23 protein-coding genes are annotated in these 26,640 nt (G+C 41.4%); 10 read left to right on the forward strand and 13 right to left on the reverse strand.

Annotation, left to right across the window (positions count from 1 at the left end):
* Nucleotides 1-77: 77 nt before the first annotated feature.
* The 3 genes from arsS to EHQ64_RS03285 all read right to left on the reverse strand — a co-directional run bounded on the left by arsS (nt 78) and on the right by EHQ64_RS03285 (nt 2,083).
* Nucleotides 78-1,121 (reverse strand): arsenosugar biosynthesis radical SAM (seleno)protein ArsS, encoded by a 1,044-nt coding sequence (gene arsS / locus EHQ64_RS03275; protein WP_135648080.1) that lies wholly within the window; start codon nt 1,119-1,121, stop codon nt 78-80.
* 13 nt (nt 1,122-1,134) lie between these two features.
* Nucleotides 1,135-1,476 (reverse strand): arsenosugar biosynthesis-associated peroxidase-like protein, encoded by a 342-nt coding sequence (locus tag EHQ64_RS03280; RefSeq protein ID WP_135648081.1) that lies wholly within the window; start codon nt 1,474-1,476, stop codon nt 1,135-1,137.
* Nucleotides 1,477-1,597: 121 nt separating this feature from the next.
* Nucleotides 1,598-2,083, reverse strand: a complete 486-nt coding sequence (locus EHQ64_RS03285) for a DUF4395 domain-containing protein (RefSeq protein WP_135648082.1) — start codon at nt 2,081-2,083, stop codon at nt 1,598-1,600.
* Between the two features lie 143 nt (nt 2,084-2,226).
* Between EHQ64_RS03285 and EHQ64_RS03290 the strand changes: the two genes are divergently transcribed.
* The 4 genes from EHQ64_RS03290 (at nt 2,227) to EHQ64_RS03305 (ending at nt 9,089) form a co-directional block, all read left to right on the forward strand.
* Entirely contained in the window at nt 2,227-3,534 is a 1,308-nt protein-coding gene (locus EHQ64_RS03290) for a hypothetical protein (protein ID WP_246048566.1), read from the forward strand.
* A gap of 105 nt (nt 3,535-3,639) precedes the next feature.
* Nucleotides 3,640-4,947: an adenylate/guanylate cyclase domain-containing protein gene (locus tag EHQ64_RS03295; RefSeq protein WP_135648084.1), complete on the forward strand. Its 1,308-nt coding sequence runs from the start codon at nt 3,640-3,642 to the stop codon at nt 4,945-4,947.
* A complete protein-coding gene (locus EHQ64_RS03300; RefSeq protein WP_135648085.1) occupies nt 4,944-5,672 on the forward strand; it encodes a class I SAM-dependent methyltransferase in 729 nt (242 codons plus the stop codon). Before EHQ64_RS03295 ends, EHQ64_RS03300 begins: the two co-directional genes overlap by 4 nt.
* A gap of 126 nt (nt 5,673-5,798) precedes the next feature.
* Nucleotides 5,799-9,089 carry an efflux RND transporter permease subunit gene (locus EHQ64_RS03305; RefSeq protein WP_135648086.1) on the forward strand — a complete coding sequence of 1,097 codons (3,291 nt, stop codon included), beginning with the start codon at nt 5,799-5,801 and terminating at the stop codon, nt 9,087-9,089.
* Between the two features lie 6 nt (nt 9,090-9,095).
* On the opposite strand, the gene EHQ64_RS03310 is transcribed toward EHQ64_RS03305, so the two are convergent.
* Both EHQ64_RS03310 and EHQ64_RS03315 read right to left on the reverse strand, forming a co-directional pair.
* The gene (locus EHQ64_RS03310) at nt 9,096-9,695 is read right to left on the reverse strand and encodes a TetR/AcrR family transcriptional regulator (protein ID WP_135648087.1); all 600 of its coding nucleotides are present in this window, start codon (nt 9,693-9,695) and stop codon (nt 9,096-9,098) included.
* A 3-nt stretch (nt 9,696-9,698) separates the two neighbouring features.
* Nucleotides 9,699-10,688, reverse strand: a complete 990-nt coding sequence (locus EHQ64_RS03315; protein WP_135648088.1) for an aldo/keto reductase — start codon at nt 10,686-10,688, stop codon at nt 9,699-9,701.
* A gap of 152 nt (nt 10,689-10,840) precedes the next feature.
* On the opposite strand from EHQ64_RS03315, the gene EHQ64_RS03320 reads away from it, so the two are divergent.
* Entirely contained in the window at nt 10,841-12,415 is a 1,575-nt protein-coding gene (locus EHQ64_RS03320) for an FAD-dependent thymidylate synthase (protein ID WP_135648089.1), read from the forward strand.
* 9 nt (nt 12,416-12,424) lie between these two features.
* Here EHQ64_RS03320 and EHQ64_RS03325 read toward each other — a convergent pair whose 3' ends face one another.
* On the reverse strand, nt 12,425-13,717 hold the full coding sequence (locus EHQ64_RS03325) for a PQQ-dependent sugar dehydrogenase (protein WP_246048568.1): 1,293 nt from the start codon (nt 13,715-13,717) through the stop codon (nt 12,425-12,427).
* A 103-nt stretch (nt 13,718-13,820) separates the two neighbouring features.
* On the opposite strand from EHQ64_RS03325, the gene EHQ64_RS03330 reads away from it, so the two are divergent.
* Entirely contained in the window at nt 13,821-14,999 is a 1,179-nt protein-coding gene (locus EHQ64_RS03330; protein WP_135648090.1) for a M20 metallopeptidase family protein, read from the forward strand.
* Here EHQ64_RS03330 and EHQ64_RS03335 read toward each other — a convergent pair.
* The 4 genes from EHQ64_RS03335 to EHQ64_RS03350 form a co-directional block, all read right to left on the reverse strand.
* Entirely contained in the window at nt 14,996-15,457 is a 462-nt protein-coding gene (locus EHQ64_RS03335) for a hypothetical protein (RefSeq protein ID WP_246048570.1), read from the reverse strand. The two genes, EHQ64_RS03330 and EHQ64_RS03335, sit on opposite strands and share 4 nt — an antisense overlap.
* A gap of 133 nt (nt 15,458-15,590) precedes the next feature.
* Nucleotides 15,591-16,880 (reverse strand): aminopeptidase P N-terminal domain-containing protein, encoded by a 1,290-nt coding sequence (locus EHQ64_RS03340; RefSeq protein ID WP_135648091.1) that lies wholly within the window; start codon nt 16,878-16,880, stop codon nt 15,591-15,593.
* 1 nt (nt 16,881) lies between these two features.
* Nucleotides 16,882-17,904 carry a glycosyltransferase family 9 protein gene (locus EHQ64_RS03345; RefSeq protein ID WP_135648092.1) on the reverse strand — a complete coding sequence of 341 codons (1,023 nt, stop codon included), beginning with the start codon at nt 17,902-17,904 and terminating at the stop codon, nt 16,882-16,884.
* On the reverse strand, nt 17,904-19,028 hold the full coding sequence (locus EHQ64_RS03350; RefSeq protein WP_135648093.1) for a thiolase family protein: 1,125 nt from the start codon (nt 19,026-19,028) through the stop codon (nt 17,904-17,906). Before EHQ64_RS03350 ends, EHQ64_RS03345 begins: the two co-directional genes overlap by 1 nt.
* A 130-nt stretch (nt 19,029-19,158) precedes the next feature.
* On the opposite strand from EHQ64_RS03350, the gene bfr reads away from it, so the two are divergent.
* The 4 genes from bfr (at nt 19,159) to EHQ64_RS03370 (ending at nt 23,496) form a co-directional block, all read left to right on the forward strand.
* Nucleotides 19,159-19,626 (forward strand): bacterioferritin, encoded by a 468-nt coding sequence (gene bfr, locus EHQ64_RS03355; RefSeq protein ID WP_135648094.1) that lies wholly within the window; start codon nt 19,159-19,161, stop codon nt 19,624-19,626.
* 1,155 nt (nt 19,627-20,781) lie between these two features.
* Nucleotides 20,782-21,948 carry a THUMP domain-containing class I SAM-dependent RNA methyltransferase gene (locus EHQ64_RS20515; RefSeq protein ID WP_135648235.1) on the forward strand — a complete coding sequence of 389 codons (1,167 nt, stop codon included), beginning with the start codon at nt 20,782-20,784 and terminating at the stop codon, nt 21,946-21,948.
* Between the two features lie 18 nt (nt 21,949-21,966).
* Nucleotides 21,967-23,139 (forward strand): acetylglutamate kinase, encoded by a 1,173-nt coding sequence (locus tag EHQ64_RS03365; protein WP_135648095.1) that lies wholly within the window; start codon nt 21,967-21,969, stop codon nt 23,137-23,139.
* A gap of 6 nt (nt 23,140-23,145) precedes the next feature.
* A complete protein-coding gene (locus tag EHQ64_RS03370) occupies nt 23,146-23,496 on the forward strand; it encodes a DCC1-like thiol-disulfide oxidoreductase family protein (RefSeq protein ID WP_135648096.1) in 351 nt (116 codons plus the stop codon).
* On the opposite strand, the gene EHQ64_RS03375 is transcribed toward EHQ64_RS03370, so the two are convergent.
* From EHQ64_RS03375 to EHQ64_RS03385, 3 genes are read right to left on the reverse strand one after another with little or no spacing between them, the layout of a single operon-like run.
* Nucleotides 23,490-24,167: an iron-containing redox enzyme family protein gene (locus EHQ64_RS03375; RefSeq protein ID WP_135648097.1), complete on the reverse strand. Its 678-nt coding sequence runs from the start codon at nt 24,165-24,167 to the stop codon at nt 23,490-23,492. The genes EHQ64_RS03370 and EHQ64_RS03375 overlap by 7 nt on opposite strands.
* Nucleotides 24,164-25,279: a D-alanine--D-alanine ligase family protein gene (locus EHQ64_RS03380; RefSeq protein ID WP_135648098.1), complete on the reverse strand. Its 1,116-nt coding sequence runs from the start codon at nt 25,277-25,279 to the stop codon at nt 24,164-24,166. The genes EHQ64_RS03375 and EHQ64_RS03380 overlap by 4 nt, the downstream gene beginning before the upstream one ends.
* A complete protein-coding gene (locus EHQ64_RS03385) occupies nt 25,276-26,553 on the reverse strand; it encodes a KamA family radical SAM protein (protein WP_135648099.1) in 1,278 nt (425 codons plus the stop codon). Before EHQ64_RS03385 ends, EHQ64_RS03380 begins: the two co-directional genes overlap by 4 nt.
* Nucleotides 26,554-26,640: the final 87 nt, after the last annotated feature.

Consider the following 26,640-nt stretch of genomic DNA (forward strand, 5'->3'; position numbering starts at 1 on the left):
AAAAGCAGAAACTGATATAAATTTCTGTCAATTCGGCTGATATTTTGGAAAAAAGTCAGATTTTTCTGAATTTTTTCTTAGGCGATGGAACCCCCGCAAGAAGAACCTGCTCCCGCAGTACAACCATAACAATGCTGCTCCAAAAGGATCTCTCTCGAATCTAATACTGCTTGGTTGAATTCTGAAATTCGGGTAACTTTCCCTTCTAATTTCATATCCAACATTTGGTTAAAATCACAGTCGTATAAAGAACCATCCCAACCCACACTTAAAGTATTGCGGCACATAACACCTGCAGCAGCAACAGGATTGAAGAATGTAACTAACTTTTCTAGATATTCTTCTAAATTTCCAGTATCAAGTAGGAACTCCAGAAAACGACTGATCGGCATATTTGTAAGTGCAAAGAGAGAATTAAACTGCACTCCATGAACATCTCTTAGCTCTTTTTTAAAATCGTTTTCCAATGTGGATTGCCCGCCGGGTAAAAAAGCTCCCGCAGGATTATAAACTAAATTTAATACAAGCCCTGAACCTGGAATACCGTATCCAACTGAATTCAGTTTTTTTAATGCTTCTATAGAACGATCAAAAACACCCTCTCCCCTTTGGGAATCGGTCCTTCTCTTTTGAAAATAAGGAAGGCTTGAAACTACTTCTACTTTATGTTCTGCAAAAAACTCGTGTAAGTCCCTGTATTTGTCTCCAGCAAGAAGAATAGTCAAATTACAGCGGATCATGATCTTCTTACCTAGTTTAGAAGCTTCCTCCACGAACCATCTAAAATTCGGGTTCATTTCGGGAGCTCCTCCGGTAATGTCCAAGGTAGTAATCCCGGGACTTGCTAAGGCTACCAAACAATCTTGCATGGTTTCCTTAGTCATGGACTCTTTGCGATCAGGACCTGCATCCACATGACAATGTTTGCAAGTCTGATTGCAGAGTTTCCCCACGTTCACTTGTAGTATGTCCACCCCTGTAGGGCGCAACGGGTATAGTCCCGCTTCTTTCAACTTATCCGCAAAACTTGGAAGAGATTTTTTTTCGGAAACCTCTGCAAGTATCCTAAACTGTTCTTTGGAAGAAGCGAGTTCGCTCCCCCTTGCTAAAAGGGATTTCATACTTTAAAAACTCCTAAATTCCGAGTTCTTTAACTTTATTTAATGCTTGTACGCTATGAACTAAGCTTGCTCCGCCTCTGATAGCTGCACCCACATGGATCGCTTCCCAGATTTGTTCTTCTGTTACACCTTTTTCGACAGTGTCAGTAGTATAAGCATCGATACAATATGGGCATTGTACAACATGAGCTACAGCGAGTGCTATAAGAGATTTTTCCTTAGCACTTAAAGCTCCGTCAGCAAAAACCGCTCCGTAATATTCGAAGAATTTTTTCGCTAGATCCGGTTCGAATTCTCCGATGTTCCCGAATTTTTTTAGATCTTCCGGTTTATAATAAGTTGTTTCCTGTGCCACAAAAGGCCTCCATCGTTTTTATTTTATCTTTCTAGCAAGAAAGAAGTTTAGAATTTTCGCATGCAAAAAGAAGAATATACTATTTCACTTAAATAAAAAACGAAAAGGTGCGTGCTTTATCTTATTTTTTATCCGCAAATTGCAGATTATTACATTTCTCACAAACTTCTTCCGGGATCCATCCCCATTGTATTAGAAATCCGAAAACAAAACAACCCGCACAGAATCCAATAACGGATTCTAAACTCGCAAAAAGTACTAACACAGCCAGAACGGATTGGAAAGCTAAAACTTGTCCGAAATATAAAAGTACGAACGCAGTTCCGCTGAAAATGACCCCTACGAATTGTGCGAATCTTTTAGGAGGTCCTGCCACGGTTTTAGTCCCGAGTCCGAGTAACGGAACGATCCCGTGAATTGCAAGTTTCGCGAAGGGAGAAAATTTAGGTCCGTATAAAACCCTTGCAAGAAATCCGTAAAATAGGGCTCCCACAACCCAAAGCGATTGTGTTAAAATTGCAGTTAAACTTAAAATGACTACTAGGCCCGCAACAGTTCTCGCTGCGTATTCATTGACTGTATCTGGAAAATTACCGATTCGAATCATAATTTCTTCTACGACTTCCTTTCGCCTAGTTAGACTTTACATCCTGAGAATACAAGAAATTTTTCGTTATATTGAACGATATGTTTAATTTAATAAAACAGTACTCAAATAATTGTCGGGGTTTTGTAGTCACTTCGACAATTTTGCTAGCCTGGGCGCTCCCACTCGCAGCTTTTCCTCTATTCTTCGCGAGATCGGATACATGGTTTCTATGCGGTTTCTTCTTTTTTAGCCTTTTACAGTATTTCTTATTCTTTCGATTTTTCTCTTCTCATTCGGAAAGCTTTGGGGTCTGGGCAGGGATACTTCTTAGAGTTTGGTTAGTTTTCACTCCAGTATTTTTGTCAGAAGATACGTTTCGTTTTTTATGGGATGGGCTTTTGGTCCTGGATGGAGTTTCTCCATATTCGGAACTTCCGATCCATATAGAAGCTTATCAGAATGTATACGACGGAAAAGAATTACTCACCCGAATGAATTCCGCCAATTACTATTCGGTCTACCCTCCTATACTCCAAGGATTGTTTATCATTCCCTCTTTTCTCTTGAAACAAGGTGTCTCCATCCTTGCAGCGATTGGAGTATGGAAAGGTATTTTACTTTTTTTTGAATTAGGAATTCTTTATTTATTTAGAAAGAATGAGAATCGGACCAAAACCTCTTATCTAAAATACTGGCTTCATCCTCTTGTTCTCTGGGAAGGACTCGGGAATGGGCATCCGGAGCCGATCTTATTCTTTTTTTTATTTCTCTTATTTGTATATTGGGAGAAACAAAAATTTTTTCGGTCGGCTATATTCTATCTAGCTTCTATTCTAACAAAAATCCTTCCTTTATTACTGGCCCCTTTTATTTTCTTTTGGTGGTGTAGAAGGACGAAGACAAAAAATATTCTCTTCACCCTTCTAATATTATTCTTTTTGTTGGGAAATATTGGTGTTTGGCTTTTTACTTCGGAATTTGGGCAAAATATTTTCCAAGAACATTGGAGAAAAGGGATCGGAGTATATTTCACGTTATTCGAATTTCATGGAGGACTATATTATCTAGTCAGATCTCTCATTCGATTTACCTGGTATCCTTATTCCACAGGGATCGTACTTGGAATTCTTTCTTTTATCCTAATCTCCTTCTATTCTTTCACAACAAGTGCAAGGGAAAGAAAAGACGAACTCGTATTTCTTTTCAACGTATGGATCCAATTATCCGGGATCTATTATTTATTCTCTAGCACAGTGCATCCCTGGTATTTTCTTCCTATCTTAGGAGCATCTGTTTTTACAGGATCCATTTGGCCGGGAGTCGCTTCCGGGGTCTGGATACTTTCTTATTCAACGTATTCTTCTCTCCCTTATTACGATAGGACCTGGGTCTTAATTTTAGAATATTCTTTGGTGCTCGGAGCAGTCTTCTGGGAGACATTTTTAAAGAAGAAGGTCCAAATACGGTAAGTTTCCGAAGATCCTTTGCCCCTGAATTTTCTCTTGCTTAGATTGGCTAGTCAAAGGAATATTTCGGAAATCTTTCCAGACTTCTTTTAGTAGAGGAAAAACAATATGTTGTCTAAACATTTCGAGACCTTGGCGAATACCTTGGAAAAAGAGATCTTAGCGAGTGAGGTGATCCGAAGTAAGATACTACTCGCGATCTTTTCTATTGCGACAGTATTCTGGGGGATCCTATTTCTTTTTGTAGAAAAAGAATTTAACGAAAGCACTGGAATACAGTTCCCATTCGAAATTTTGATCGGCACAATTGCATTCGGAGCGGTTTACGAATTAGGCTTTTTAAAACTACTCAAGTATTTAAGAAAAAAAGAATTCAAACTTCCTCTTTTACCCCGATTCGGGAATGCTCTCATAGAAACTTCCATCCCGGGGATCGTTCTATTCTTCCTGGTTCAAAAACATTCTCATCCGGTAGTTCCGCTAAATTCTCCGATCTCGAACTTATATTTAATTTTTATAATATTATCCGTGCTCAGGATGGAATTCGGCCTTTCCTTATTTACCGGCGCGGTCGCTGCGGCCCAATATCTGATCACCGGCCTGTTTTTCGTTCCTGAATCACCTTTAGCGGGAGAATCTGCTTATAGTTTCTTCTATTCTAAGATCCCAACTTATATCCGCGCTGGAATGTTCTTAGGATCCGGGGTCGTCGCGGGGCTTGTAGGACTTAGATTGAAAAAAGTACTTAGAAATTCCATAGAACGTTTAGAAGAAAGGAATGAAATTTTAGGAATGTTCGGCCAATACGTTTCTCCTTCCGTAGTAGACAAACTCATGAGCCAAAAAGCGGATACAGCTTCCGAAAACAAAGATGTTTGTGTGATGTTCTTGGATATCCGAAACTTCACTAAATTTTCTGAAGATAAAAGTCCCGCAGAAGTGATCTCTTATTTAAATACTCTCTTCGAGGACATGATAGAGATCGTAAATAAACATAACGGAATTATAAATAAGTTCTTAGGCGACGGGTTTATGGCCGTTTTCGGCGCACCACTTTCGGATAATGGAAAAGACGCCAAGAATGCGGTCGCTGCTTCTTTAGAGATCCAGAGAAAAGTCGTGGAGATGAACTCATCAGGAAAGATCCCGGAAACAAAAATTGGGATCGGTCTACATTTCGGAGAAGCGATGACAGGAAGTGTAGGATCTTCCCAAAGAAAGGAATACACGATTATTGGAGACACTGTGAATCTTGCCTCCAGAGTGGAACAACTGAATAAGGATTTCGGAAGCGAGATACTCGCAACGGATTCTGTCTATGAGCATGTAAAACATTTCTTAGAGGCGGAGTCACTTCCTCCAGTAAAAGTGAAAGGAAGAGAAAAAGAAGTACTTATCTATAAATTCAGCGCATGAACTCCCCAAAATCACATTACGAAAACTTCTTAGCAGAAAAATATTCTTGGATGCTCGGGGATCTTTCCCTCAAGGAAAAAGACCAGCTCGAAATTTTTAGATCATTCGGGATCTCTCCTAAAACGAATTCTATCGCTTGGGATTTAGGTGCAGGAAGCGGGATCCAATCCATTCCATTGGAAGAACTTGGATTTCAGGTGTTTGCAATCGATTTCAGCTCCGAATTGTTAAACGAAATCAAAAATAGAAAACCTTCCACTCGGATCGAAACAAAAGTATTCGATATCAGATCCGAAGAATTATACATGGGAACTTCTCCCGAATTACTCGTTTGTATGGGAGATACGATCACTCATTTAGAGTCTGGATCTGACTGGAAATCCGTAGTCAGCCTATGGTCCAATTTTCTTTCCAAGGGGAGTAGATTACTATTAGGATACAGGGATCTAAGCTACGGAAAAGAAGGAGATAGGAACATATTCGTAGTCAAATCCGAAGAGTCCAAAATTTTCTCCTGCCAGTTAGAGTTTGGAAAAGATAAGGTAAAGATTACGGACATATTTCATGAAAGATCGGAAGGAATTTGGAAGGTTTCTTCGAGTTCGTATAACAAACTGATCCTTCCGGTAGACTCGGTCCTAAGATATCTTTCCGAAAAAAACTTCGAACCAATCTCTAAAGATGAAAAGAACGGAATGATATTCCTACTTTTAGAAAAGTCTTAATTAGACCTCATGGTTTGGGATCGGTTCCGGATCCTAAAAAGTTTTCGAGAGTCCTTTTTCCTAAAAACCATTCGACAAGTCCGGACTGACTGGGATTTTGTACGTATCCTTGCCCGGAACCCCTCCATGATAGATAAACTAATACGTATCTCCATAAAAAATAGAATTTTCGTCCTGATACTTACCGCTGCGATCACGATCGTAGGTTTCTATAATGCGTATCAGCTATCTATCGATGCGATCCCGGATATTACAAACGTTCAGGTTTCCGTAGTAACTCAATCTCCTGGACTTTCTCCCGTAGAGGTGGAACAGTTCATCACCTATCCGATCGAAATGGAACTTACAGGAGTTCCTCATGTGACTGAGATCCGTTCTATTTCCAGAACGGGGGTAAGTAGTGTGACCGTCATTTTTAAAGACGGGACGGATATCTATTTCGCAAGGCAGCTCATTAATGAAAGACTAAGGGCCGCGGAAGCGGTGATCCCGAAAGGATATGGTTCTCCGGAACTTTCTCCGATCGCTACAGGGCTCGGAGATATTTACGAATTCGTTCTTACAAGCGATCGTCATAATCCTGAAGAACTCAGGACTTATATGGAGTGGGAACTCGCACGAGAGATCAAGTCCACTGAAGGGATCATCGACGTAAACATTATCGGCGGAGAAGCGAGACAATATCAGATCAAGATCGATCCACAAAGATTAGCAGTTCATAATATTACATTATCCCAACTTTGTGATAAACTCGAGACAGCCAACCAGAACACTGGGGGCGGTTATATTACTAAGAGTGCGGAACAGATTGTGATCCGTGGAGAAAGCCAATTCAAAACCGTGGACGAGATCCGTAACGTTGCAGTGCAAACTGAAAGAGACGGAGTTCCTCTTCTACTAGGACAGATCGCAACAGTGGAAACTGGACCCGCACTTCGTTTCGGGCTTATGACAAAAGACGCAAAAGGAGAAGTGGTCGGAGCGACAGCGATGATGCTCATGGGCCAAAACTCCTTAGAAGTCGTAAAAAAAGTAAAAGAAAAAATAGAAGTACTAAGAGCAAGACTTCCGGAAGGAATGAAGATCGTTACTTTCTACGATCGTTCCGAATTTATCGGAAGAACTCTTCGCACAATTTTTACCAACTTAGCAGAAGCCGCAGTTCTCGTGATCATAGTCCTGATCTTTGCACTCGGAACAGTGAAGGGTGCTCTCTTGGTAAGTTTATCGATCCCGATCCCGATGCTTGCCGCCACGATCTTTATGAGAATGTTCGGGATCGTAGGAAACTTGATGTCACTCGGAGCCCTGGACTTCGGACTCTTAGTGGATGGAACCATCGTGATGCTCGAATCGGTTCTTCACGGTTTCATTTTAAAACAGGCATTTTACGAACAACAAAACTCTCAAGAAGATAGAAAGTTAGCAGCGGAACAGATCATTACCGATTCCTGTGTACGAGTTGCAAGAGCAGCAACATTCTCCGTAGGGATCATTCTTCTCGTATATTTACCTCTCATGACCTTAGAAGGTGTGGAAGGAAGAATGTTCAAACCGATGGCGATGACAGTTGCGATCTCTCTTGCTATGGCACTTCTATTCTCTTTAACTACTTTCCCCGCTGCGGCAAGTATCCTATTCCAACAACCGATCTTTCATCATAGTAAGTTCTGGGATATTGCTGAAGAGAAGTATCTTCAATTGCTCCATTTCGGTATGGCGAATAAGAAAATATTCCTAAGAGCAGGACTCGGAGTATTTGTAGTTTCTTTAATATTAGGTTCCACATTGGGGTCGGAATTCCTACCGAGGATCGACGAAGGAGAGTTCGCGATCGATATCAAAAGACTTCCTTCCACTTCCATCAATTATTCCAGAGAAACAAATACAGAAATGGAAAAGGTGATCTCACAATTTCCGGAAGCAACAAGCGTAGTCAGCAAGATGGGCCGAGGAGAGTCCGCTGCAGAACCGATCGGAACAGAGGAAGGAGAATCCATGGTGAAACTTATTCCTCCGAAAGAATGGACAAGCGCATCTTCTAGAGACGAGCTCATGGATAAGATGAAGGACGCGATCTTAAAATCGGTTCCTTCCAGTACGATCTCTCTTTCTCAGCCGATCGAGAACAGGGTGAACGCACTTCTTTCCGGATCCAAAGCCGATGTTGTAATTAAAATTTACGGTGACGATCTCCAAACCTTAAAGGACACCGCTGCAAAATTCGCAGATCGGATCAAAAAGGTCCCCGGAGCTGCAGACTTAAGGGTGCAAAGAGTTTTAGGTCTTCCGCTCATCGAGATCAAAGCCGACAGACAAAAAATGGCAAGATACGGAGTGGCTGCAGAAGAGATACTCACCACTGTGGAATCACTTCGTATCGGAAGAAAGGCCGGAAAAGTATTCGAAGGATTCAAACGTTTCGACTTAGTTGTTCGCCTTCAGTTGGATGTTTCTGATCTGGATAAACTCGAAAATATTCCGGTCATGACTTCTACAGGAGTCACGATCCCTCTTGGACAAGTCGCATCTATCGAATTTGTAGAAGGGCCTGCCGCGATCTATAGAGAATCTTTAAAACGTAGGATCATGGTAGAAGCAAACGTAAGAGGAAGAGACTTAGTAGGTTTCGTTAATGAAGCTCAAAAAGTCACGGAAGATATCGAAAAAACTCTCCCTGAAGGTTACAGAACGGATTGGGGAGGACAGTTCGAAAACTTCCAAAGAGCGAAAAACAGGCTAATGCTTGTGGTACCGATCGCTCTTGCGATCATCTTCGTAATGCTTATCGCTGCTTTCGGAAATATATATTATGCAGCGGGAGTTTTTATCGTAGTTCCTTTAGCGGTTGCAGGAGGGATCATCGGACTCGTGCTCAGAGGACTTCCATTCAGTATTCCTGCGGGTGTAGGATTTATCGCCGTAAGCGGTATCGCAGTATTGAACGGGGTCGTTTACGCTTCTACTTTGAAGGAAGAATTGGAAAAGGGGATCACAATTTCTAAAGCGGTGATCGCAGCGGGTCTTCATTCACTTCGACCAGTAATGACTACTGAAATTATTGCAGCGGTCGGATTTATCCCGATGGCGATCTCTACGATGGCAGGAGCAGAAGTGCAAAGACCTCTTGCAACAGTGGTCATCTTTGGAGTTATCGTAGCAACAGTCCTTTCCAGGGTGCTTCTACCTATCGTGATGGAATTCCTACTGAATATCTATCAAGACCAAGAAAGAAGAAAGAATGCCCGTAAAATAAAATTAGAGGCAGAATTCCAAGCATCCAGGGTCCAAGAAAGAATTCCTGAAAGTTTGGAAGAAGTTTCCTGGGATTCGGAAGAGATAGTAGAAGAGGAAGCAGAAACCGTCCCCAAATCTAAACGTTCCAAAAACGGGGCTAAGAAAAGATCGAATCGTTGATCTTGTTTATTTTTTCTGTTTCAAGCCGGTAAGTAAGGCATTTAAAACGGCTTTTAAAAAATCCACCCGGTCTTCGGAAATCCTTTCGAAGACCATTCTGGGATGATGAAATGCAACCGTTCCTTCAAAAATGATCTTTGCGCCTTCCTTTGCAGTATTACAAAAAAATAATCCGCTATCCATTCCTTCCTGGACCATTCTTTCCAATTGGTCATACATAGTTTGAATATGATTCTGGATCACCGGTCTTGTTTTCTCGGAGGAAATATTAAAAGCAGTATAAATCCTGGGATCTGACTGCACCTTCTCTCTTTTCATTTGATGAAGTGTAACAAGCCATTCTTCTATTCTGGATTCGACCGATGTGACTTTAAGAGAAATATTTTCGAGAGCGATATCGATACGATCCAACCATCTTCTGGAAATCGAATCTAAAAGTGCTTCTTTATCTGCGAAGTGTTTATATAAGGCAGCGTGGCTAAGGTTTAAATTCCTAGCCACGTCCGTAAGTTTCAGTCTCTCGACGCCGTTCCTTCTGATTTCCAGTTCTGCGGCATCGAGTACTTTTTCTTGTAATTCTTCTGGTTTTAAACCTGTCTTAGGCATCTCTCATTTAACAACGAGCTGCATCAAATGAGAAGGATATCTATCTCCTTGGAAGGCACCTTCCGGAAAAGATTCATCAAGGATACGGAGTTCTTCAGCAGTCAGACTTATAGAAAGCGCCGTCAGATTTTCTCTAAGGCTTTCTCTTCTTGTGGAACCGATCAGAGGAACAATATCTTCTCCCCTATGAAGCACCCAAGCAATCGCAAGCTGAGCAGTCGTACATCCTTTCTTCTTTGCAAGCTCTTGAAGCAGACTCACACGCTCCAAATTCGCTTCAAGGTTTTTTCCCTGGAAACGAGGAGAATTAGTTCTAAAATCAGCAACTTTCAAAGAACTTTCTATCTTACCGGTTAGAAGTCCTCTTCCTACAATTCCGTAAGGGATGACAGCGATGCCTAGCTCTCTTGCAGTTTGTAGGAGTTCCTTCTCAATGACCCTAGTCGCCAAAGAATATTCCACTTCAAGTGCTGTCACCGGATGGACCTTATGAGCCCTTCTCAAATTTTCAGGAGAAGATTCCGAAAGTCCCAGATATCTCACATATCCTTCCTTAATAAGATCTGCGATCGCACCCACAGTTTCCTCTACAGGAATTTCAGGATCGATCCTAGAAGGTTGATAAATATCTATAACATCTAGTCCGAGTCTTGTGAGAGAGTGAGCCGCGAAATTTTTCACAGAGTTCGGTCTGAAATCGTATCCGATAAAAGCTCCGGATGGACTACGAAGTCCTCCGAACTTTACGCTGATCATCGGCTTCTCCGCCCTAGTCTTCAAAGCTTCCGAGATAAGAAGTTCGTTATGACCTGTTCCGTAAAAGTCTCCGGTATTCAGCAGATTGATCCCTGAATCCAATGCCTCATGGATCGTTGCGATGGATTCCTGCCTGTTTCTGGTCTCCTTAGTCCCGTAAAAATCCGACATTCCCATACAACCGAGGCCAACCTCGGATACCATTGGGCCATTTTTGCCTAGTTTTCTCTGTTTCATTCGAAAACCTCCGTTTAGTTACAATTTACATTTTTTATAATCTGTAACTAAATTGCAAGCTTTTTCTAAACAGTTTTTTGTGGGAGTTCCCACATTTCTTGCTTTTCGCTTTCCGACATAATACCATTCTAGCGTTCCGGAGTAGCAAATCCATGGATCACCAAAAGCCGATCGTTCAACTTTTAGATGCAACTAGAGAGCCTTTCAACCTGGCAATTGCATCCGCTCGGACTTGCTATTCATCCAAGGGGATTTTACTTCCTGAGGATATGATCCGCACTGAAAAATCCCTAGAAATCAGGGATAAGGTGGCTAAGTCTACCAAGAAGGCGGGCCATCTTACCACTAGACAACACCCTCATTTTATATTCACTTTGGACAAGGTGTCCAGACAGTTCGTTTGGTCTTTTCTACATTCTCATCCGTATTATAACTCGGAACAAGTCAGCCAAAGATATGTAGAAGTTAAAAAAGAGAATTATTATATTCCCCCTACTCTATCCGGAGAACTGAAAGACTTATATCTGGAAGCGGTTGAATATGCGTCTAACGCGTATTTTGAATATGTAGAGTTACTACATCCTTTTATCCAGGACGAATATTTCTTAGTTTATAAAGCAAGAGCGAATTACCCTGAAAAATGGCAGCAACCTATCAAGAAAAAATGCCTGGAAGTAGCGCGCTATCTTCTTCCTTTAGGGACTTATACGTATCTATATCATTCGGTAAACGGTCTTACTCTTCATAGATATCATAGACTCATGAATTCTTTCGATGTTCCGGAAGAACAGCGTCTTGTTGTGGAAGAGATGATCGAAAAAGTAAAAGAATTAGATCCTCTTTATGTGGATGAGATGGATGATCCGATCCCGCTCGAGGAAACTGCAGAGTATCAATTCTTTCGAGATTTTTATCAGGATGGATCTTTAGAATACAGACCGGAAGCTGCTAAAAACTTTGTAAGAGAATTCGACGAGGATATGGACAATCGTTATTCTCGTTTGGTTTCTTATCCTTCCAACGGCCCTGAGGTTTTAGCCGCATCTGTTCGTTCCGTATTAGGTCTTTCTAAAAGTTCCATGAACGACGAAGAAGCGATCCGTATGGTGATGGATCCTTCCAAAAACAAACATCTGACTTCTACTCTGAACGAGACTACGATGAGTCCTCTTTCTAGAGCGATGTTCAATGTTCATTACTCTTTCAAAAAGAGAATTTCTCATTCTGCGGATAGCCAAGACCAAAGGCATAGAATGGTTCCTGGTTCCCGTCCTGTTCTTATGAGCCAATATACCGGAATGCCGGATTATATCGTTCCGAAAGTTGTATTAAAATATCCTCAATTAGAAGAAACATATAGAAGAAGAATGGACGGTATCTTCAAACATTTGAACCGTTTTATAGACGCAGGTGGAAAACCGGAACATGCTTCTTACCTTCTTCCGAACGCATTCCCGATCCGCTTTTATGAAAGTGGGGATCTATTAAATCTTCATCATAAATGGAGAGCTCGTACTTGTTATAATGCTCAAGAAGAGATTTTCCAGGCTTCCGTAAATGAACTTGTGGATCTAGCTAAGGTCCAACCTGAGATCGCAAAATGGATCAAGGCTCCATGCTGGATCCGTCTCCAAGGTGATATCAAACCGTATTGCCCGGAAGGAGATCATTTCTGCGGAACTCAAGTTTGGAAGAGAGAATTGAGCGATTACGATCGCACTTTATAGAAGCCAGTTCTATCTGATATCTATCCTGAAAATTTTTCCGGAATAATCGATTACATATACTTCTCCATTCGCATCTTCTCCGAAAGAAGATATGTTGGAGTTTAAACCCATTTCGGAAGTATGATCGATCAGATCTTCTACCTTTGTTCCATTCCAAACAAAGGACCAAATCTTTTTGGATATAAAATCCCCAAAAAAGTATCTTCCGTTTAATTCAGGAAAGTTTGACCCTCTATAAACATACCCTCCTGTGACGGAACTTCCTACAAAATGATCGTATTCTAATTTCGGAAAAGTAATCCCTGAAGTATTACATCCAAAGGAAGGATTAAAGCAATGTTTTCCTTCGGTTATTCTCCAGCCGTAGTTCTTAATCCCGGTGTTTGCAGCCTCAATATTCACTTCTTCGAATTTATTTTGTCCTACATCCGCAATATAAAGATCTCCCGTAGTACGATCCATACTAAATCTCCAAGGATTCCTAAGACCCCAGTCCCATATATGAGGATTTTCTAATCCTGTCGCAGGTCTATTTCCGGGAGCAGGAGTCGGATAAGAATCCACATCAATTCTCAGGATTTTCCCGAGAGAGGACTCTAGATCTTGGCCGTTATTATTCGGATCACCCCCACTTCCTCCATCTCCAGTCGCGATTAAAAGAAATCCACCCGAGTCGAAAGTCATCATTCCTCCATTATGATTCGGAAATGGTTGGTCTATCGTAAATAGGATCGAAGCGGATCCAGGATTTGCAAGATCAGGGTCTCCTGAAGATCTGGAATATTCTGCAACTACTGTGTCTCCGTCCGACTTACGGGTATAATTCACCCAAAATCTTCCATTTGAATTATAATTTGGATGAAGTGCTAGACCTAAGAGACCTCTTTCTCCGGAGAATGAGATTAGATCTTCTCCGCTTGCTCCTAGATCCAAAAATGGAGATGTGAGAAGACTTCCGTTTTTGAATAAACGGATCTTACCTCCCTGCTCTAGTATAAAAATACGACTCGTATCACCTGCAGGAGATACTAAGAATAAGGGAGAATTTAAACCGGTAACAACCTCGGTTAATTTTAAACAAGGAGGGAGCCTATCTTTCGCGCAAGGAATGGAATTAGAAGGTAAAAACGGAAAAATATCCCCGTCCGGCTTAGAGCAGCTTGATATCCAGAAGAATATCAGAAGTATGATTTGATATGTACGAACTTTTAAGAATACGTTCATCCGGATTAAATTCTCTTCCTTTCTATTGAAAAAACAACTCCAAAGCAACTGCTTCTCTCCTTTGGAAATTTTTTTCATTCCCCGAAAGTAAGCGCCTATTCCGAACATTTTTCCCTATGAAAAAAGAGAAAAAAGAAAGGACTAAAAATCGATTTCAGGGTAAATCATCCTAGAGAAGATCATGAAAACAGTCTCCAAAACAAGGACAGAAGAACTCGTCCAATACCGCAGATTCATTCATAAACATCCGGAACTCAAATATGAGGAAGTCGGAACGGCGGATTTTGTATCAAAACATCTGAAATCATTAGGATATACATTCCAATCAGGGATCGCAAAGACTGGGATCGCTTGTCTGATAGATTCCGGAAAACCTGGAAAAACTCTATTAGTAAGAGCGGATATGGACGCTCTTCCCATCATCGAAGAGAACAAAGTGGACTATACCTCGGTTCATGCAGGAGTTATGCATGCCTGCGGCCATGATGCTCATACCTCGGTTTTGATGGGGCTTGCTTCCGAACTAAAAGAAGATCTAAGTTCCATTATTCCGAAAGGAAGGGTCCTGTTGGTATTCCAACCGGCAGAAGAAGGCGGTCAGGGTGCAGACAGAATGATAGAAGAAGGTATATTAGAAAAATACAATGTAGATGCGGCACTCGGGCTTCATGTTTGGAATCATATCCCCGTAGGCAAAATAGGAGTCGTAGACGGCCCTATGATGGCGGCAGTGGACGAGTTCCAGATCACTGTCCAAGGGATCAGCGGTCACGGAGCAATGCCCCAACATACGGTTGACCCGATCTTAGTAGGATCTCATATAGTGACAGCTCTCCAAAGTATCGTCTCCAGAAATACGGATCCTCTGGATTCTTGCGTGGTAACCGTGGGAGCCTTTCATGCGGGTCACGCATTCAATGTGATCTCAGAAACCGCAGAACTAAAAGGGACAATTCGAACTTTTACAAAAGAAATGTTCGATAAGGCACCGGAACTTTTCAAAAGAGTCGTGGAAAATACTGCAGAAGCATTCGGCGCAAAAGCGATCATTCAGTATGAAAGAACGAACGCACCTACGATCAATCATCCTGAAATGGCAAATATAGTCCGAAATGCTTCCGAAAATATTTTAGGCCAAAATTCCATTACAGAAGAACATGCAAAAACAATGGGAGGAGAAGACTTCTCCGCATTTTTGATGAGGGTTCCTGGATGTTATTTCTTTGTAGGATCTATGAATGAGGAAAAAGGTTTTGTTCATCCTCATCATAGTTCCAAATTCGATCTGGACGAAAGTTCTCTTCCGATCGGATTGTCCGTGATGAAAGAAGCAATCCGACTTTATTTAGAAAAAAATTAGGCTCCCCAAGGTAATCCCTCTTCTTTCCATTGAGGGATTTTCCTGAGAATAGGTTCCGGATCTTGGATACTGATGTTTTTAAAACCGGAACTTAAGATCCATTCCATTCTCAAGACTGAGGATAAAAAGCTACTTGTGGAAACATTCCTTTCTTTAGCATATTCGATCGCTTGCCAATAGTCGGAACCGTAAACCCGGATCCTTTTTCTGGAATCTATCCCTTTTACTTTTTCAAAATCCAATTTTGGGAGCCGTCTTCTTTCTTTTCTGCTCTTATGAGAAGAAAGAACGGAATGTAGGATATGTTTAGGCTCTCCGAATTGTAAGACTGCGTCCCTCCAGATCGATTCCATTTCCAAAGGGATCCTCCAATCGATTTGCACTAAACCTCGGTTTAATATTATCTTCTTTTTAAAAACTTCTTCCATATTTACTCCTAAATATGGGAACGAATCCATAAAATAAACAGAAACCCCTCAAGGAAAAATCAGAAGTATATTAAATTTTTTGAATTTATTTCGCCTTAAGGAAAGATTAAATCCTAAGGCGTAAAGTTTCGGGACGTAAATCTGAAGATCAAAATGGGAACGTTTAGTTTCTTAAAGCCTCGATCTCGTCCACTTCTTTTGCGATCATAGAAGTGAGGACCACAGGAGAATCTCCGTTAACCAAAACATCATCTTCGATACGAACTCCGATCCCTCTAAATGCAGCGGGGATCGTCTCGTCTGTAGGATCAAAATATAAACCCGGTTCTACAGTTACCACAAGACCGTTCTGCATCGGTTTACTTTTTCCGTTCTCGAAATATCTTCCTACATCATGGACATCCATTCCTAAATAATGTCCTGTTCGATGCATGTAAAATCTACGATATTCTCCCTTTTCGATGATCTCGGAAAGATTTCCCTTTAATAAACCAAGATCGATCAAACCTGAAGTTAAGTTCTGTACCGTTTTTTCATGAACCGAATTGAATTCTACACCTTGTTTCGTATCCAAGATCGCTTTTTTCTGGACATCCAATACTAATTGATAGATCTCTTTTTGTTCAGGAGTAAATTTTTTTCCGGAAGGAAAAACTCTAGTCACATCCGCAGTATAATAATCTTTTTCCGCACCGCTATCCACTAAGATCAATTCATTATCGCCTATCTTAGCACGGTTTGTCGTATAATGAAGAATGGTTGCGTTCTTTCCCGCTGCTACTATATGCCCATAACCTCCGCCCCAGGCTCCATGTTTTAAATATTCGGATTCTAGGATAGACTCCAATTCAAACTCATACATTCCCGGGCGAGTTTCTCTAAATAATCTCTCATGACCTAGAGCGGTAATGCGGGAAGATTCTTTTAATTTTTCGATCTCCTCCGGAGACTTGAACATTCTCATCTCATGAAGAAAATTCGGGATCTCCCATCTTTGAGGACCGAACTTACCTTCTCTTAATCTTCTATTGAGTGAGCTAATGAGTTCGAGTAACTCAGAATCTCTCTTGGAGTCCTTTCCGAAAAAATGATATAAGGTAAACTGATTGGTAAGTAAATCACCGATCTTCGAATTCCATTCTGAAAGATCGTAACTTTCGTCCAATTCTAAGCCTTTTTTGATCTCCGTTTTTCCGAGTCGGATACCTGTCCAAATTTCTTTTTCTTTGTCTTTAGGAAGAGCAAAATGAGAGGAGAAGTCCCTGCGTAAAACAAGAACCCCATCTTCTTCTTCTATACCTGTAAGATAATAATAATCGGAGTCCTGTCTAAACTTGTATTCTACATCCCTGTTTCGGATCTTTTGAGGAGCAGCAAATAAAAGAAGAACCTCCGACTCTTTTAAAAGGTTCTGAACACTCCGGATTCGTTTACGAAAAATGCTTTGGTCCATATTATCCTCTTATTAGACGGATCCCTTCTTCTACCATTCTGCCCGTATCTTGTTCCAACATACAACGAAAATGTTTTTTAGGACAAACCCTTCCCCCGTGGATCCCACAAGGACGACAGTCTAACCCATTTACTTCAGAAATAAATGTTTTAGAAGCTAATGGAGTATAACCGAAGGCAGGGATCGTAGCGCCAAAAGCCGCCAATGTAGGAACATCAAATGCAGAGGCAAAATGAATAGGAGAAGAATCGTTGGTCACGAGAAGAGCCGCCCCACTCATCAAATAACTCATTTCAGGAAGAGAAGTTTTGCCTGAGAGATTGATCCCGAAACCCTCTCCTACTTCTTCACAAAGTTGTAGATCCCCTTTCCCACCTGTAAGAACGATCTTTAATCCTGTCTTTTCAAATAATTGTTTGGATACTGTTCTGAACTTTTCTGCAGGAAGACGTTTTGTTTCCCATACGGAAGAAGGAGATACTAATATATAATTTCCTTTTTCTAAACCATACTTTTTCATTTCGGCGCGGATACCAGTTACAGATCCTTCTTTCCAAAACAGTTCCGGTTGTTTGGAAATGTTTTTTCTTTCCTCTTCCGAATACAAAAGAGAAAGAAGTTTGTCCACTTCGTGAGGTCCTCTCAAAAGCCTGGACTTTCTTTCGTTCAATAAAAAGGAGAAGCCTGCCGTCTTGTATCCGATCCTCTTAGGGGCTCCGCTTAAAAAAGCCATAATGGAAGAACGAAATGAAAAATGAGGACTAATACAAAGAGTAAAATTACGTTTTCTTAATTCTTTACAAAAATTCCAAAATCCGAATATCGAAGATTTGATCTGTTTTTTATCCAAAGGAATGATCTCATCGATCCAAGGGTTGCCTTCCAACACGGAATCCGTCCCTTTGTTTACGATGACTGTCATCTTGGAGCCTGGATACTTCTTCTTTATCTCTCTAAACAAAGGAGTCGTAAGGATTAAATCTCCCAGAAACGCAGTTTGTATGACTAGGATATTTTCAGTCATCAATCCTTCGCCTCTAAGATCGTTGCAAAATTATTCACACCCAATCCGCCTATAGATAGACCAAGTCCAACATGTAAATCATTCGAATTCATAAATTCAGAAAGTTCCGCTATTTGTGCTAGACCGGAAACTCCCACCGGATGACCTCTGGTTTTCAAACCTCCGGAAGGATTGATAGGAAGTTTTCCTCTTTTATCAGTAATCCCTTCCGCGACTTTTGCGAGTGCCTTTCCTTCCGGGAATAAGCCAGAATCTTCCGCGGCTATAATTTCAAAAATGGTAAATGCATCATGTAATTCAGCGACTTGTATATCAGAAGGTTTTTTGCCCGACTCAGAATAGGCTTGAGAGAATGCGGATTTGGAAGCGGGAAAGCTAAGTCCGCCCGGGACACCGTTTACTTGTCCAAGACCGTGTCCTGTTCCTGTGATGGATATTTTTTTATGGTCCTTCTTCAGCCTGGAAACATCTGTTTCCAAAAGGATCGCGCAGGCCCCGTCGGAAAGAGGAGAAATATCATATAAACATAATGGACTGGAGAATAATGGAGATGAAAAATATTCCTCTTCACTTAAGTTTTTTCGAATATGAGCGATCTCATTCTCGAGTCCGTTATCATGCAATTTTTTAGAAAGCCTGAATAATTCCTTTCTGGTATATCCAAAATCTTTTAAATACCTGGTAGCAGTCAAGGCCCCACCCTGGGCCATGGACATAGCAAGAGATCTTTGCTGAGAAGAAAGAACGGACCCCAAAAGTAGATTATTCTCTTCTCTAGGAAGCCTACTCATCACCTCGGCTCCGATCACGATCCCTCTTTTAAATTTTCCTGATAGAAGAAGATAACGAGCTATATGTAAGGCGGAAGCTCCGCTAGAAGATGCAGTCTCTGAACGGATCGCGAATAAGGACGGAAGTCCCAGGTCTTCTTTGATCTTTGCCGGTAAAAAAATTTCCCCAGTATATCTTTCAGGAGCCATAGAGGCGAAAATTAAGAATTCTGGAATGAAATCCGGGTTTTTCTTAAGTAAATGAATCGCAGTCTCATAGGAGAGCGATTGATAGTCGGAATCAGTCTTACCAAATTTACTTAAATGAGAGTCGAGCACATAGGCCGAGGTCATATTCCTACTAATTTTCCCGCTTAGGATTTCGGGCAAAGTCAAAAATCGAAACGATCCGAAGCGTTTTTTCGAATCTCGCTTTTCAAAATAGGCACTCTCGTTTATAGTGATCTCAGGTAGGAGAAACGACGTGAAAGGAAACCAAGAAGTCCTCGATATCTTAGCGGAAGTACTCTCCGCCGAACTCACAGCGATCAACCAGTATTTCATCCACGCTAAGTTGAACAAGAACTGGGGTTACGACAAACTTGCTTCTTACATGAAGAAAGAATCCATAGAAGAGATGAATCACGCAGATCAAGTGATCGAGCGTATCTTATTCTTAGATGGGATCCCTGACCTTCAAAGATATATGAAGATCAATGTAGGCAAGGATATTGAAAGCATCCTGAAGAACGATTTAGACGTAGAATATAACGCCGTAGAACGACTGAATCGTGGGATAGAAATTTCCACCAAGAACAAAGACAACGGCACCCGTGAATTGCTCGAGAAGATCCTCGTGTCCGAGGAGGAGCATATCGACTGGCTCGAGGCCCAGCTAGAGATCATCAAAACCATTGGGGTCCAAAATTATTTGGCCCAACAAATCGCTTAAGCATTGAATTCCAAAAAACCTTCTTCTAAAAGGTCCCCTTCCTCCGGCTTCGGAAAGAAGGGGCCAAAACAATCCGGCTCCTCTTTTTCCAAACCAAGACGCCCAAAAGATTCCGAATCCGAAAAGGACGGAAACCGTAAACCATATCGCTCCAAAGAAGGAGACGACTCCAAAAGACCGAGCCGTTCCAGAGACGAAAGTTCATCCGGACGTTATTCGTCGGAGCAAAAACGTTCTAGCAAACCTTCTTATAAACAGAGAGAAGATAGAGACTCTTCTTCCGATTTCAAAAAAGAAAGAGGACCAAAACCTTTCCGAGGTGGTGAAAGGGACTCAGGCAGATCTGGAAATCGCAAATTTTCAGACGAAGGCAAACGACCTTTCCGTGAAAAAGATTCCGGAAGAGGCCGAGGCGATTCAGAAAGACGCCCTTATAAAGATAGAGAAGACAAACCTTTTTCTAAAAGCGGGGATCGACCAGAAAGAAAACCTTACGCTCGAGATTCAGATCGAGGAGATCGTAAACCATTCTCCCGTGATTCAGATCGTGGAGAAAGAAAGCCTTATTCAAGAGACAACGATCGCGGAGATAGAAAACCTTTCTCTCGTGATTCAGATCGAGGAAACAGAAGACCTTCTTCAAGAACCTCGGATCGTGAAGATAGAAAACCATTCGCTCGTGATTCAGACCGAGGAGATCGTAAACCATTCTCCCGTGATTCAGACCGAGGAGAAAGAAAGCCTTATTCAAGAGACAACGATCGCGGCGACAGAAAACCTTTCTCTCGAGACTCAGATCGTGGAGATAGAAAACCATTCTCCAGAAATTCCGACCGTGAAGACAAAAAGCCGTTCGGTAGAAGTTCCGATCGCGGAGAAAGAAAACCTTTTTCCAGAGACAATGATCGAGGAGATAGAAAGCCATTCTCTCGTGATTCGGATCGAGGAGATCGCAAACCTTATACTCGCGATTCAGATCGAGGAGAAAGAAAACCGTTCTCTCGAGCAAGCGATCGCGGAGAAAGAAAACTTTTCAACGATAGAGGAAGAGAAAGAGGCGGAGAAGATAGAGGATCTTTTTCTCCACGAGGCAAATCAGGCTTTAGATCCGAAAGAAGCTCCGATTCGTACGAAGAAGATTCCTACAGAGAAGGGATCCGCGCAGGCTGGCAATCTTCTAAATTATCCTTATCCGAATTTGATCGCCCGGAAGCACTCACCTATCATGCGTCATGCGGAGATGGGCTTGTCTTCCTCTTAAAAGAAGAAGTAAAAGAAGCGGGTCTTGAAGTTCTATCCGACAATCGAGGCGGAGTGTTCTTCAGAGGGCCTTCTAAAAAAGTCAGGGATTTTTGTTTGAGCTCCGGGATCGCTTCCGGGATCAGCTTCGAACTTTCTTCCTGGCAGGACATTCAGGGACCGGACGATCTATATGAAGTCGCTGCGATGTTCCCTTTTGAAAAATTACTTTCTCCTAAAACGAAATTCAGAATAGATGCTGCGACAAAAGACAACCTTTCCGATTCACGTTATGCTACTTATCGACTCAAGGACGCAATCTTTGATAGATTCAGGGCTCAAGGATTAGAGCTTCCGGAGGCTGACAGAGAAGAGCCTGAGGTTTTATTTTATCTTCGTTCCAGAATGAACCAAGTAAAATTATTCTTAGCACTTCATGCCCAACCGTTGCAAAGAAGAGGTCATGGAAGAGAAGGCGGAGAAGCTCCACTCAGAGAAACCTTGGCCCAAGCATTACTTCGTTTTTCAGGTTGGAAACCTGGAGAGACATTATACGATCCTTTCTGTGGTTCAGGAACCCTTCTTATCGAAGCGGCTCTTAGAATGAGAAACGGTGGATGGGTGAATTATAAAAGTTTATCCAGATCTTCTATCTTTACGAGACTCTTCGGACCATGCAAGGCTAAGGAAGAATCCGAATCGAAGGAGATCCTACTTTTCGGTTCCGATATTTCTGAGGAAGCGATCGAACTCGCGAAGAAAAACGCCAAAGAAGCGGGAGTCGCAGACCTGATCCGTTGGAAAGTCGGCTCCGCAGAAGAACTCGGAACAGATCTAGGCTTTACACAAGGTAAAATCGTGACCAATCCTCCTTATGGGGTCCGTTTAGGAGATAGGGAATCCGTTTCCGAATTGTACTCCACTTGGGGAGAAGCCTTAAAGAAGAATTTCTCGGGTTCCTACGTATCTCTCGTGGCGGGAGATCCTTCCCTTTTAGGCTTTCTAAAGCTTAAAGCGGATCGTGAACAATCCGTTACGATCGCAAAGTTGAAAGGAAAATTAGTTGCCTACCAAATCGACTAAAACAGACTCCCGGGAGAGATGAATCCCCAGGAGATACTCCTTAAACTTCTAGAGGTCACCGAAAACTCCAAGGACAGTTTTCAATTTTTAAAATTATTCCGTTCCTTGGAGCCGGAGAAATTTGCAGTTATTCATGCAAGCTCCGAAACTCTTACTGAGTCTGCAGAAGCTTTCCTATACAATTTAAAACTATTACAAAAATTACAACTGTTCCCGGTCGTAGTTTTAGAGAAGGATGGGGTTTCTTACGCAAATCTTTTCTATCGTTCTCCTTCTTCCAAGATCAGTTTAGAGTCCATCAAGGATCAATTAGAAGAAGGCCAAGAATTACCAGGCTCCAGAAATCTTCCCGCTAAATGGTTCCGGAATCCGAGCAATGCATTGGATTCAGTCAATTCTTCCTTAAAGGAAAAGAAAATCCCTGTTTTTGTGACGGACCAGGGGGGGGCTGAGATTTATCCTTACTTATCCAATCTTTGTAAGGAATTGAAGACTAAAAAACTGATCCTACTCACTGCAAGAAGCGGTTTATATAGCCCGGAAGATAAAAAAATCTCCATTATAGACTTCGAATCCAAGGACTCTCTCCAAAAAGAGGATGAGATTCTTTTTGGGGAATGCAAAAGGATTTTCGAATATACGAATGATCCGAATTTGCAGATAGCGATCACATCTGCCCCAGGACTTCTAAAAGAATTATTCACGATCAAAGGAAGCGGGACTCTTCTTCGTAAAAAGAACAAAATAGAATTCCATCATGATCTCAAAAAGATCGATCCTAAACGACTAAACGAATTGATTGAAGATTCTTTTGGAAGAGGATTAAAACCGGGCTTTTGGGAAAAAGAATTTTCAGGGATCGTTTTAGAATCCGAATACAAGGGTTGTGCACTTATACAAAATACTCCTTGGGGAACTTTTCTTTCCAAGTTTGCAGTCAATGAGATCGCAAGGGGTGAAGGTGTAGGAAGAGACATCTGGGATGAGATGTTAAAAAAGACCCCTACACTTTTCTGGAGGGCGAGAGCTGAAAATACGATCTCTAAATGGTATGCGAAAGAATGTAGCGGCCTTCAAAAAGAAGGGATTTGGATCTATTTCTGGATCGGAGTCCAAGATAAAGAAATTCCTTCTATTTGTGATTTTTTGAGAAACCTTCCGGAAGATTTGGAATCTAAACATCAGAATTAATTCCGTATGGGTAAAAATATTTTTTTATACGATGGGGACTGCGGCTTTTGTTCAGGCCTCGCGACAAAACTTTCCGGATTATCTTTAGATCCGAATATTGAATTCAAAAGTTTTAGGACATTATCTTCCAGGGAACTGCAGGAACTACATCCTAGTTTGAATGAAAAACTCGCGGCAGGAAATGTGCAGTATATTTACGGAAACATGAGATATCCCGGTTTTTTTGCGGTAAGAAGACTTTCTCATTCCTTAAAAGGTTGGAGATGGGCGTCTCCGATCTTATATCTTCCATTAGTTCCGATCTTAGGAATGTTCGTGATGAGTATTTTGAAATCGATCCGATCTAAAGTTCAGTAAGATACTTTAGAATTCACCTTCTTCAAACCCTCGTAAAATACTAAACGAGCATCTAAAGCGAGTTTTGATCCTTCTCTTACTTTTTGTTTCTTTTCCGGATCCGTTGCCACTGATTCGATCAGCTTAAATAATTTTTCGGAATGAGATTCGTCCGCTTCCAAATTTACTTGGAAAAATTTTCCTTCCGGAAGTGAGATCCTGGATTTTAAATCCGAGTAAGACTTATACATTCTGGAATATTCTAATTTCAGAAGATACTCATTAGCAGGCCCAAGAGCTCCTAATGCGGAATAAAAATCAGTCGTAGTGATCTTTTTCATAAGTTTGAGATAAGAATCCGTTTCCGGTAACAAATCTTCCTCGCGAACTGTTTCGCCCATTTCAGATAAAAATTTTCTTAGGATAGATACATGGGCGTCTTCTTCCCTTCCCTCTCCTAGTTCTTCCCAAATATTTTCCACAAGAATGATCTTGGAAGGAACAAAATTAGTAAGTGCTGCAGTATTCAAAAACCAGTTTACGAATTCGACTGAAACGAAGTATTCCTGCTTCAGCCAGAGAAGAAGATCAGATTTCTCCATTCTTTCTTCTTTTTCTTCCAACCATAGATTCGAAGTCAGAACAGGATGATATTTTACCTGGTCGATTAATTCTTCTCTAAATCCTTTCATCCCCGGGTCCCGCTCGTTTCTTTTTCTTTTTTCAATTTAGAATAAGAAAATCTTTCACTCTTAAATTCTTCTCTTGCGATTCGGATTAGCTCTTTCATCAGATCCGAATAAGTCCCGAAACTTTCCTGGTAACAAATAGGAAAACTACTATAATAAGAAGAAAGCCCGGGAGTAAAGTTCCATTCCATAAACTGTGGATTTCCATCCGAGTCAGACTTCCAATCCAGGCGAACCGCACCGGAAGTTTTCAATAATTTACATAATTCTAATGAATCATTTCTGATTTTTTCAGAAAGATCTCGAGCAACATCGAAATATAACTTTTCAGGCATACTTAATTTCGTTTTCGTGATCTCTCCGTATACTTCTTCCGGAGAATTTTCTAATCCGATCCTTGCGACCTTACTCGCCTTATATCCGATGGAAGGAGAACCGATCACTGCCAAAGTCCATTCTTCTCCAGGCAAATAGGTTTCCCAGATCCAAGAAGAATAAGAATCGAATTTTGATTTTAAAAACTTTTGGAGAGAAGAAGGATCCGAGATCAGATTTTCCTCTCCTACGCCAAGGCTTGAACCTTCGAATCTTGGTTTGAAGAAGATCGGGAATTCAGATTCCATAGGAAGCCTGGCCCCTCGGAATAGAGAATCCGAATTCCGCGCCTTGGCTGAATCCAAATTTGTAGTTCGTTCCCCTGAATTCTTTTCTAAAATTCCCCAGGTCGCGGTAGGAACTCCGGCAGAAACTGCGAATAGTTTAGAAAGGTGTTTGTCCAAACTCAAATTCTGTGCGTATGCATCGGATCCTGTGTGAGGAAATCCGGAATATTCTGCGATTGCAGGAAGTAATGCTTCTCTATTTCTAGAACGAAATCCTTCTACCAAATGAAATAGAACGGGGCGTTCCTCCGGGATTAGGCTCGAATACTGGATGAGTTTTTGTAGTAGCTTCGACGGAGATTCTATAATTTCCGCAATCTCTCCGGACGTTTCCAAAACATGTTTGATCTCTAAAACGGAAGATTGATCTTCCCATTCCTGGATATCCTTTGGATCCAAATCCGGATCTTGGATATCTGCGACGATTAGAACGGTTGGAAGAGCAGAATTCATTTTCCAGATTCTCCAGGAAGTGGGCCGAGACCCTTAAATGCGGAATAGGAATTTTGTAGTATCTTCGACCAAATCTCTTCGGTTAAGACTGGATAAAATTCTTCGTATTCGCTGTCCACTGGCTCCGGGCTCAAATGATAGGTTCCCCTAACTGCAGATCTAAAAACATGATTGCGAGAAGGTTTATGAAATCCTAAATACCAATTCGGTCCGAGACTCACTTTTCCCCCGCCCCCAGGAAGATCGTTCACAAACTGAGGGATCCCCATCCCCGCGACTTTTCCCCGCATATATTCAATAATTTGAATGCCTTTTGCAAGTGGAGTTCTAAAACCTCTGGAACCCGGGATCAATTCAGGATCATACATATAATAAGCACGAATTCGGAGTTCTAAAAGTTTTCTATGAAGACGAAGCATTGTTTCTCCGTCGTCATTGATCCCTTTTAGGATCACGCATTGATTTCCAACGCTAACACCAGCTTTTAGAAGTTTTAAAATCGCCTCCTTCGCTTCGCCAGTGCATTCTTTTTCATGATTGAATTGAGTATTACAAAAAATAGATAAACGATCCGTATTATGGGATTCTATGATCCTACATAGATCATTTGTGATCCTCATCGGAAGTGTGACCGGGTTTCGTGTTCCCAACCTGCAAATTTTCACATGAGGGATCTTTTCCAAACTTTCTAATATCCAATCGATCTTGGAGTCGGAAAGATTTAAAGGATCTCCTCCGGAAATGACTACATCCGAAATTTCGGAATGATTTCGAATGTATTCGAAACATCTTTCCAGATCAGCGGTGTCCATTCTCTCCGTAGAGTCAGATACCTTTCTTCCTCTCATACAATGTCTGCAATAAACGGAACATTCATGATTCGAAAAAAGTAATACTCTATCCGGATACATATGAGTGAGACCTTTCACAGGAGAAAGTTCCTCTTCATGCAAAGGATCCAAGGTTTCTTCAGGAGAAAAGAAAGCCTCTTCCTTTCTTGGAATGATCATTTTACGGATGGGACAATTCGGATCTTGTGGATCAGATAAGGAAAGATAGTAGGGAGTAGTTCCTACATTCAATCGAATGGTCTCTTCTATCCCGATCTTTTCGGACTCGGTTAAATGGAAATACTTGGAAAGATCTTCCGCCTTTACTCTTCTCTGGAGTTGGCTTTTGTAATCTTCCCATTGAAAAGAAGAATATAAGGATTTTCTGGAATCTTCGGGAGATTCCAACCCTAAAGGACCTATACTTTTCTCCAATCTTTCCATTTGGAACTCTTTTCCCATCCTTATGCCCAGGCGAGGAAAATCAAGCGAAGCAAAAAAGGAATGCTGCGAATTCCCTAGGCGAAATTA

The organism is Leptospira sarikeiensis, assembly GCF_004769615.1.
Lineage (GTDB): Bacteria > Spirochaetota > Leptospiria > Leptospirales > Leptospiraceae > Leptospira_B > Leptospira_B sarikeiensis.

Coding starts and splice junctions, on each gene's coding strand:
- arsS (WP_135648080.1), bottom strand. CDS start 1,121: ATGAAATCCCTTTTAGCAAGGGGGAGCGAACTCGCTTCTTCCAAAGAA.
- EHQ64_RS03285 (WP_135648082.1), bottom strand. CDS start 2,083: ATGATTCGAATCGGTAATTTTCCAGATACAGTCAATGAATACGCAGCG.
- EHQ64_RS03295 (WP_135648084.1), top strand. CDS start 3,640: ATGTTGTCTAAACATTTCGAGACCTTGGCGAATACCTTGGAAAAAGAG.
- EHQ64_RS03300 (WP_135648085.1), top strand. CDS start 4,944: ATGAACTCCCCAAAATCACATTACGAAAACTTCTTAGCAGAAAAATAT.
- EHQ64_RS03305 (WP_135648086.1), top strand. CDS start 5,799: ATGATAGATAAACTAATACGTATCTCCATAAAAAATAGAATTTTCGTC.
- EHQ64_RS03310 (WP_135648087.1), bottom strand. CDS start 9,695: ATGCCTAAGACAGGTTTAAAACCAGAAGAATTACAAGAAAAAGTACTC.
- EHQ64_RS03315 (WP_135648088.1), bottom strand. CDS start 10,688: ATGAAACAGAGAAAACTAGGCAAAAATGGCCCAATGGTATCCGAGGTT.
- EHQ64_RS03320 (WP_135648089.1), top strand. CDS start 10,841: ATGGATCACCAAAAGCCGATCGTTCAACTTTTAGATGCAACTAGAGAG.
- EHQ64_RS03325 (WP_246048568.1), bottom strand. CDS start 13,717: ATGAAAAAAATTTCCAAAGGAGAGAAGCAGTTGCTTTGGAGTTGTTTT.
- EHQ64_RS03330 (WP_135648090.1), top strand. CDS start 13,821: ATGAAAACAGTCTCCAAAACAAGGACAGAAGAACTCGTCCAATACCGC.
- EHQ64_RS03335 (WP_246048570.1), bottom strand. CDS start 15,457: ATGGATTCGTTCCCATATTTAGGAGTAAATATGGAAGAAGTTTTTAAA.
- EHQ64_RS03340 (WP_135648091.1), bottom strand. CDS start 16,880: ATGGACCAAAGCATTTTTCGTAAACGAATCCGGAGTGTTCAGAACCTT.
- EHQ64_RS03345 (WP_135648092.1), bottom strand. CDS start 17,904: ATGACTGAAAATATCCTAGTCATACAAACTGCGTTTCTGGGAGATTTA.
- EHQ64_RS03350 (WP_135648093.1), bottom strand. CDS start 19,028: ATGACCTCGGCCTATGTGCTCGACTCTCATTTAAGTAAATTTGGTAAG.
- EHQ64_RS03365 (WP_135648095.1), top strand. CDS start 21,967: ATGAATCCCCAGGAGATACTCCTTAAACTTCTAGAGGTCACCGAAAAC.
- EHQ64_RS03370 (WP_135648096.1), top strand. CDS start 23,146: ATGGGTAAAAATATTTTTTTATACGATGGGGACTGCGGCTTTTGTTCA.
- EHQ64_RS03375 (WP_135648097.1), bottom strand. CDS start 24,167: ATGAAAGGATTTAGAGAAGAATTAATCGACCAGGTAAAATATCATCCT.
- EHQ64_RS03380 (WP_135648098.1), bottom strand. CDS start 25,279: ATGAATTCTGCTCTTCCAACCGTTCTAATCGTCGCAGATATCCAAGAT.
- EHQ64_RS03385 (WP_135648099.1), bottom strand. CDS start 26,553: ATGGAAAGATTGGAGAAAAGTATAGGTCCTTTAGGGTTGGAATCTCCC.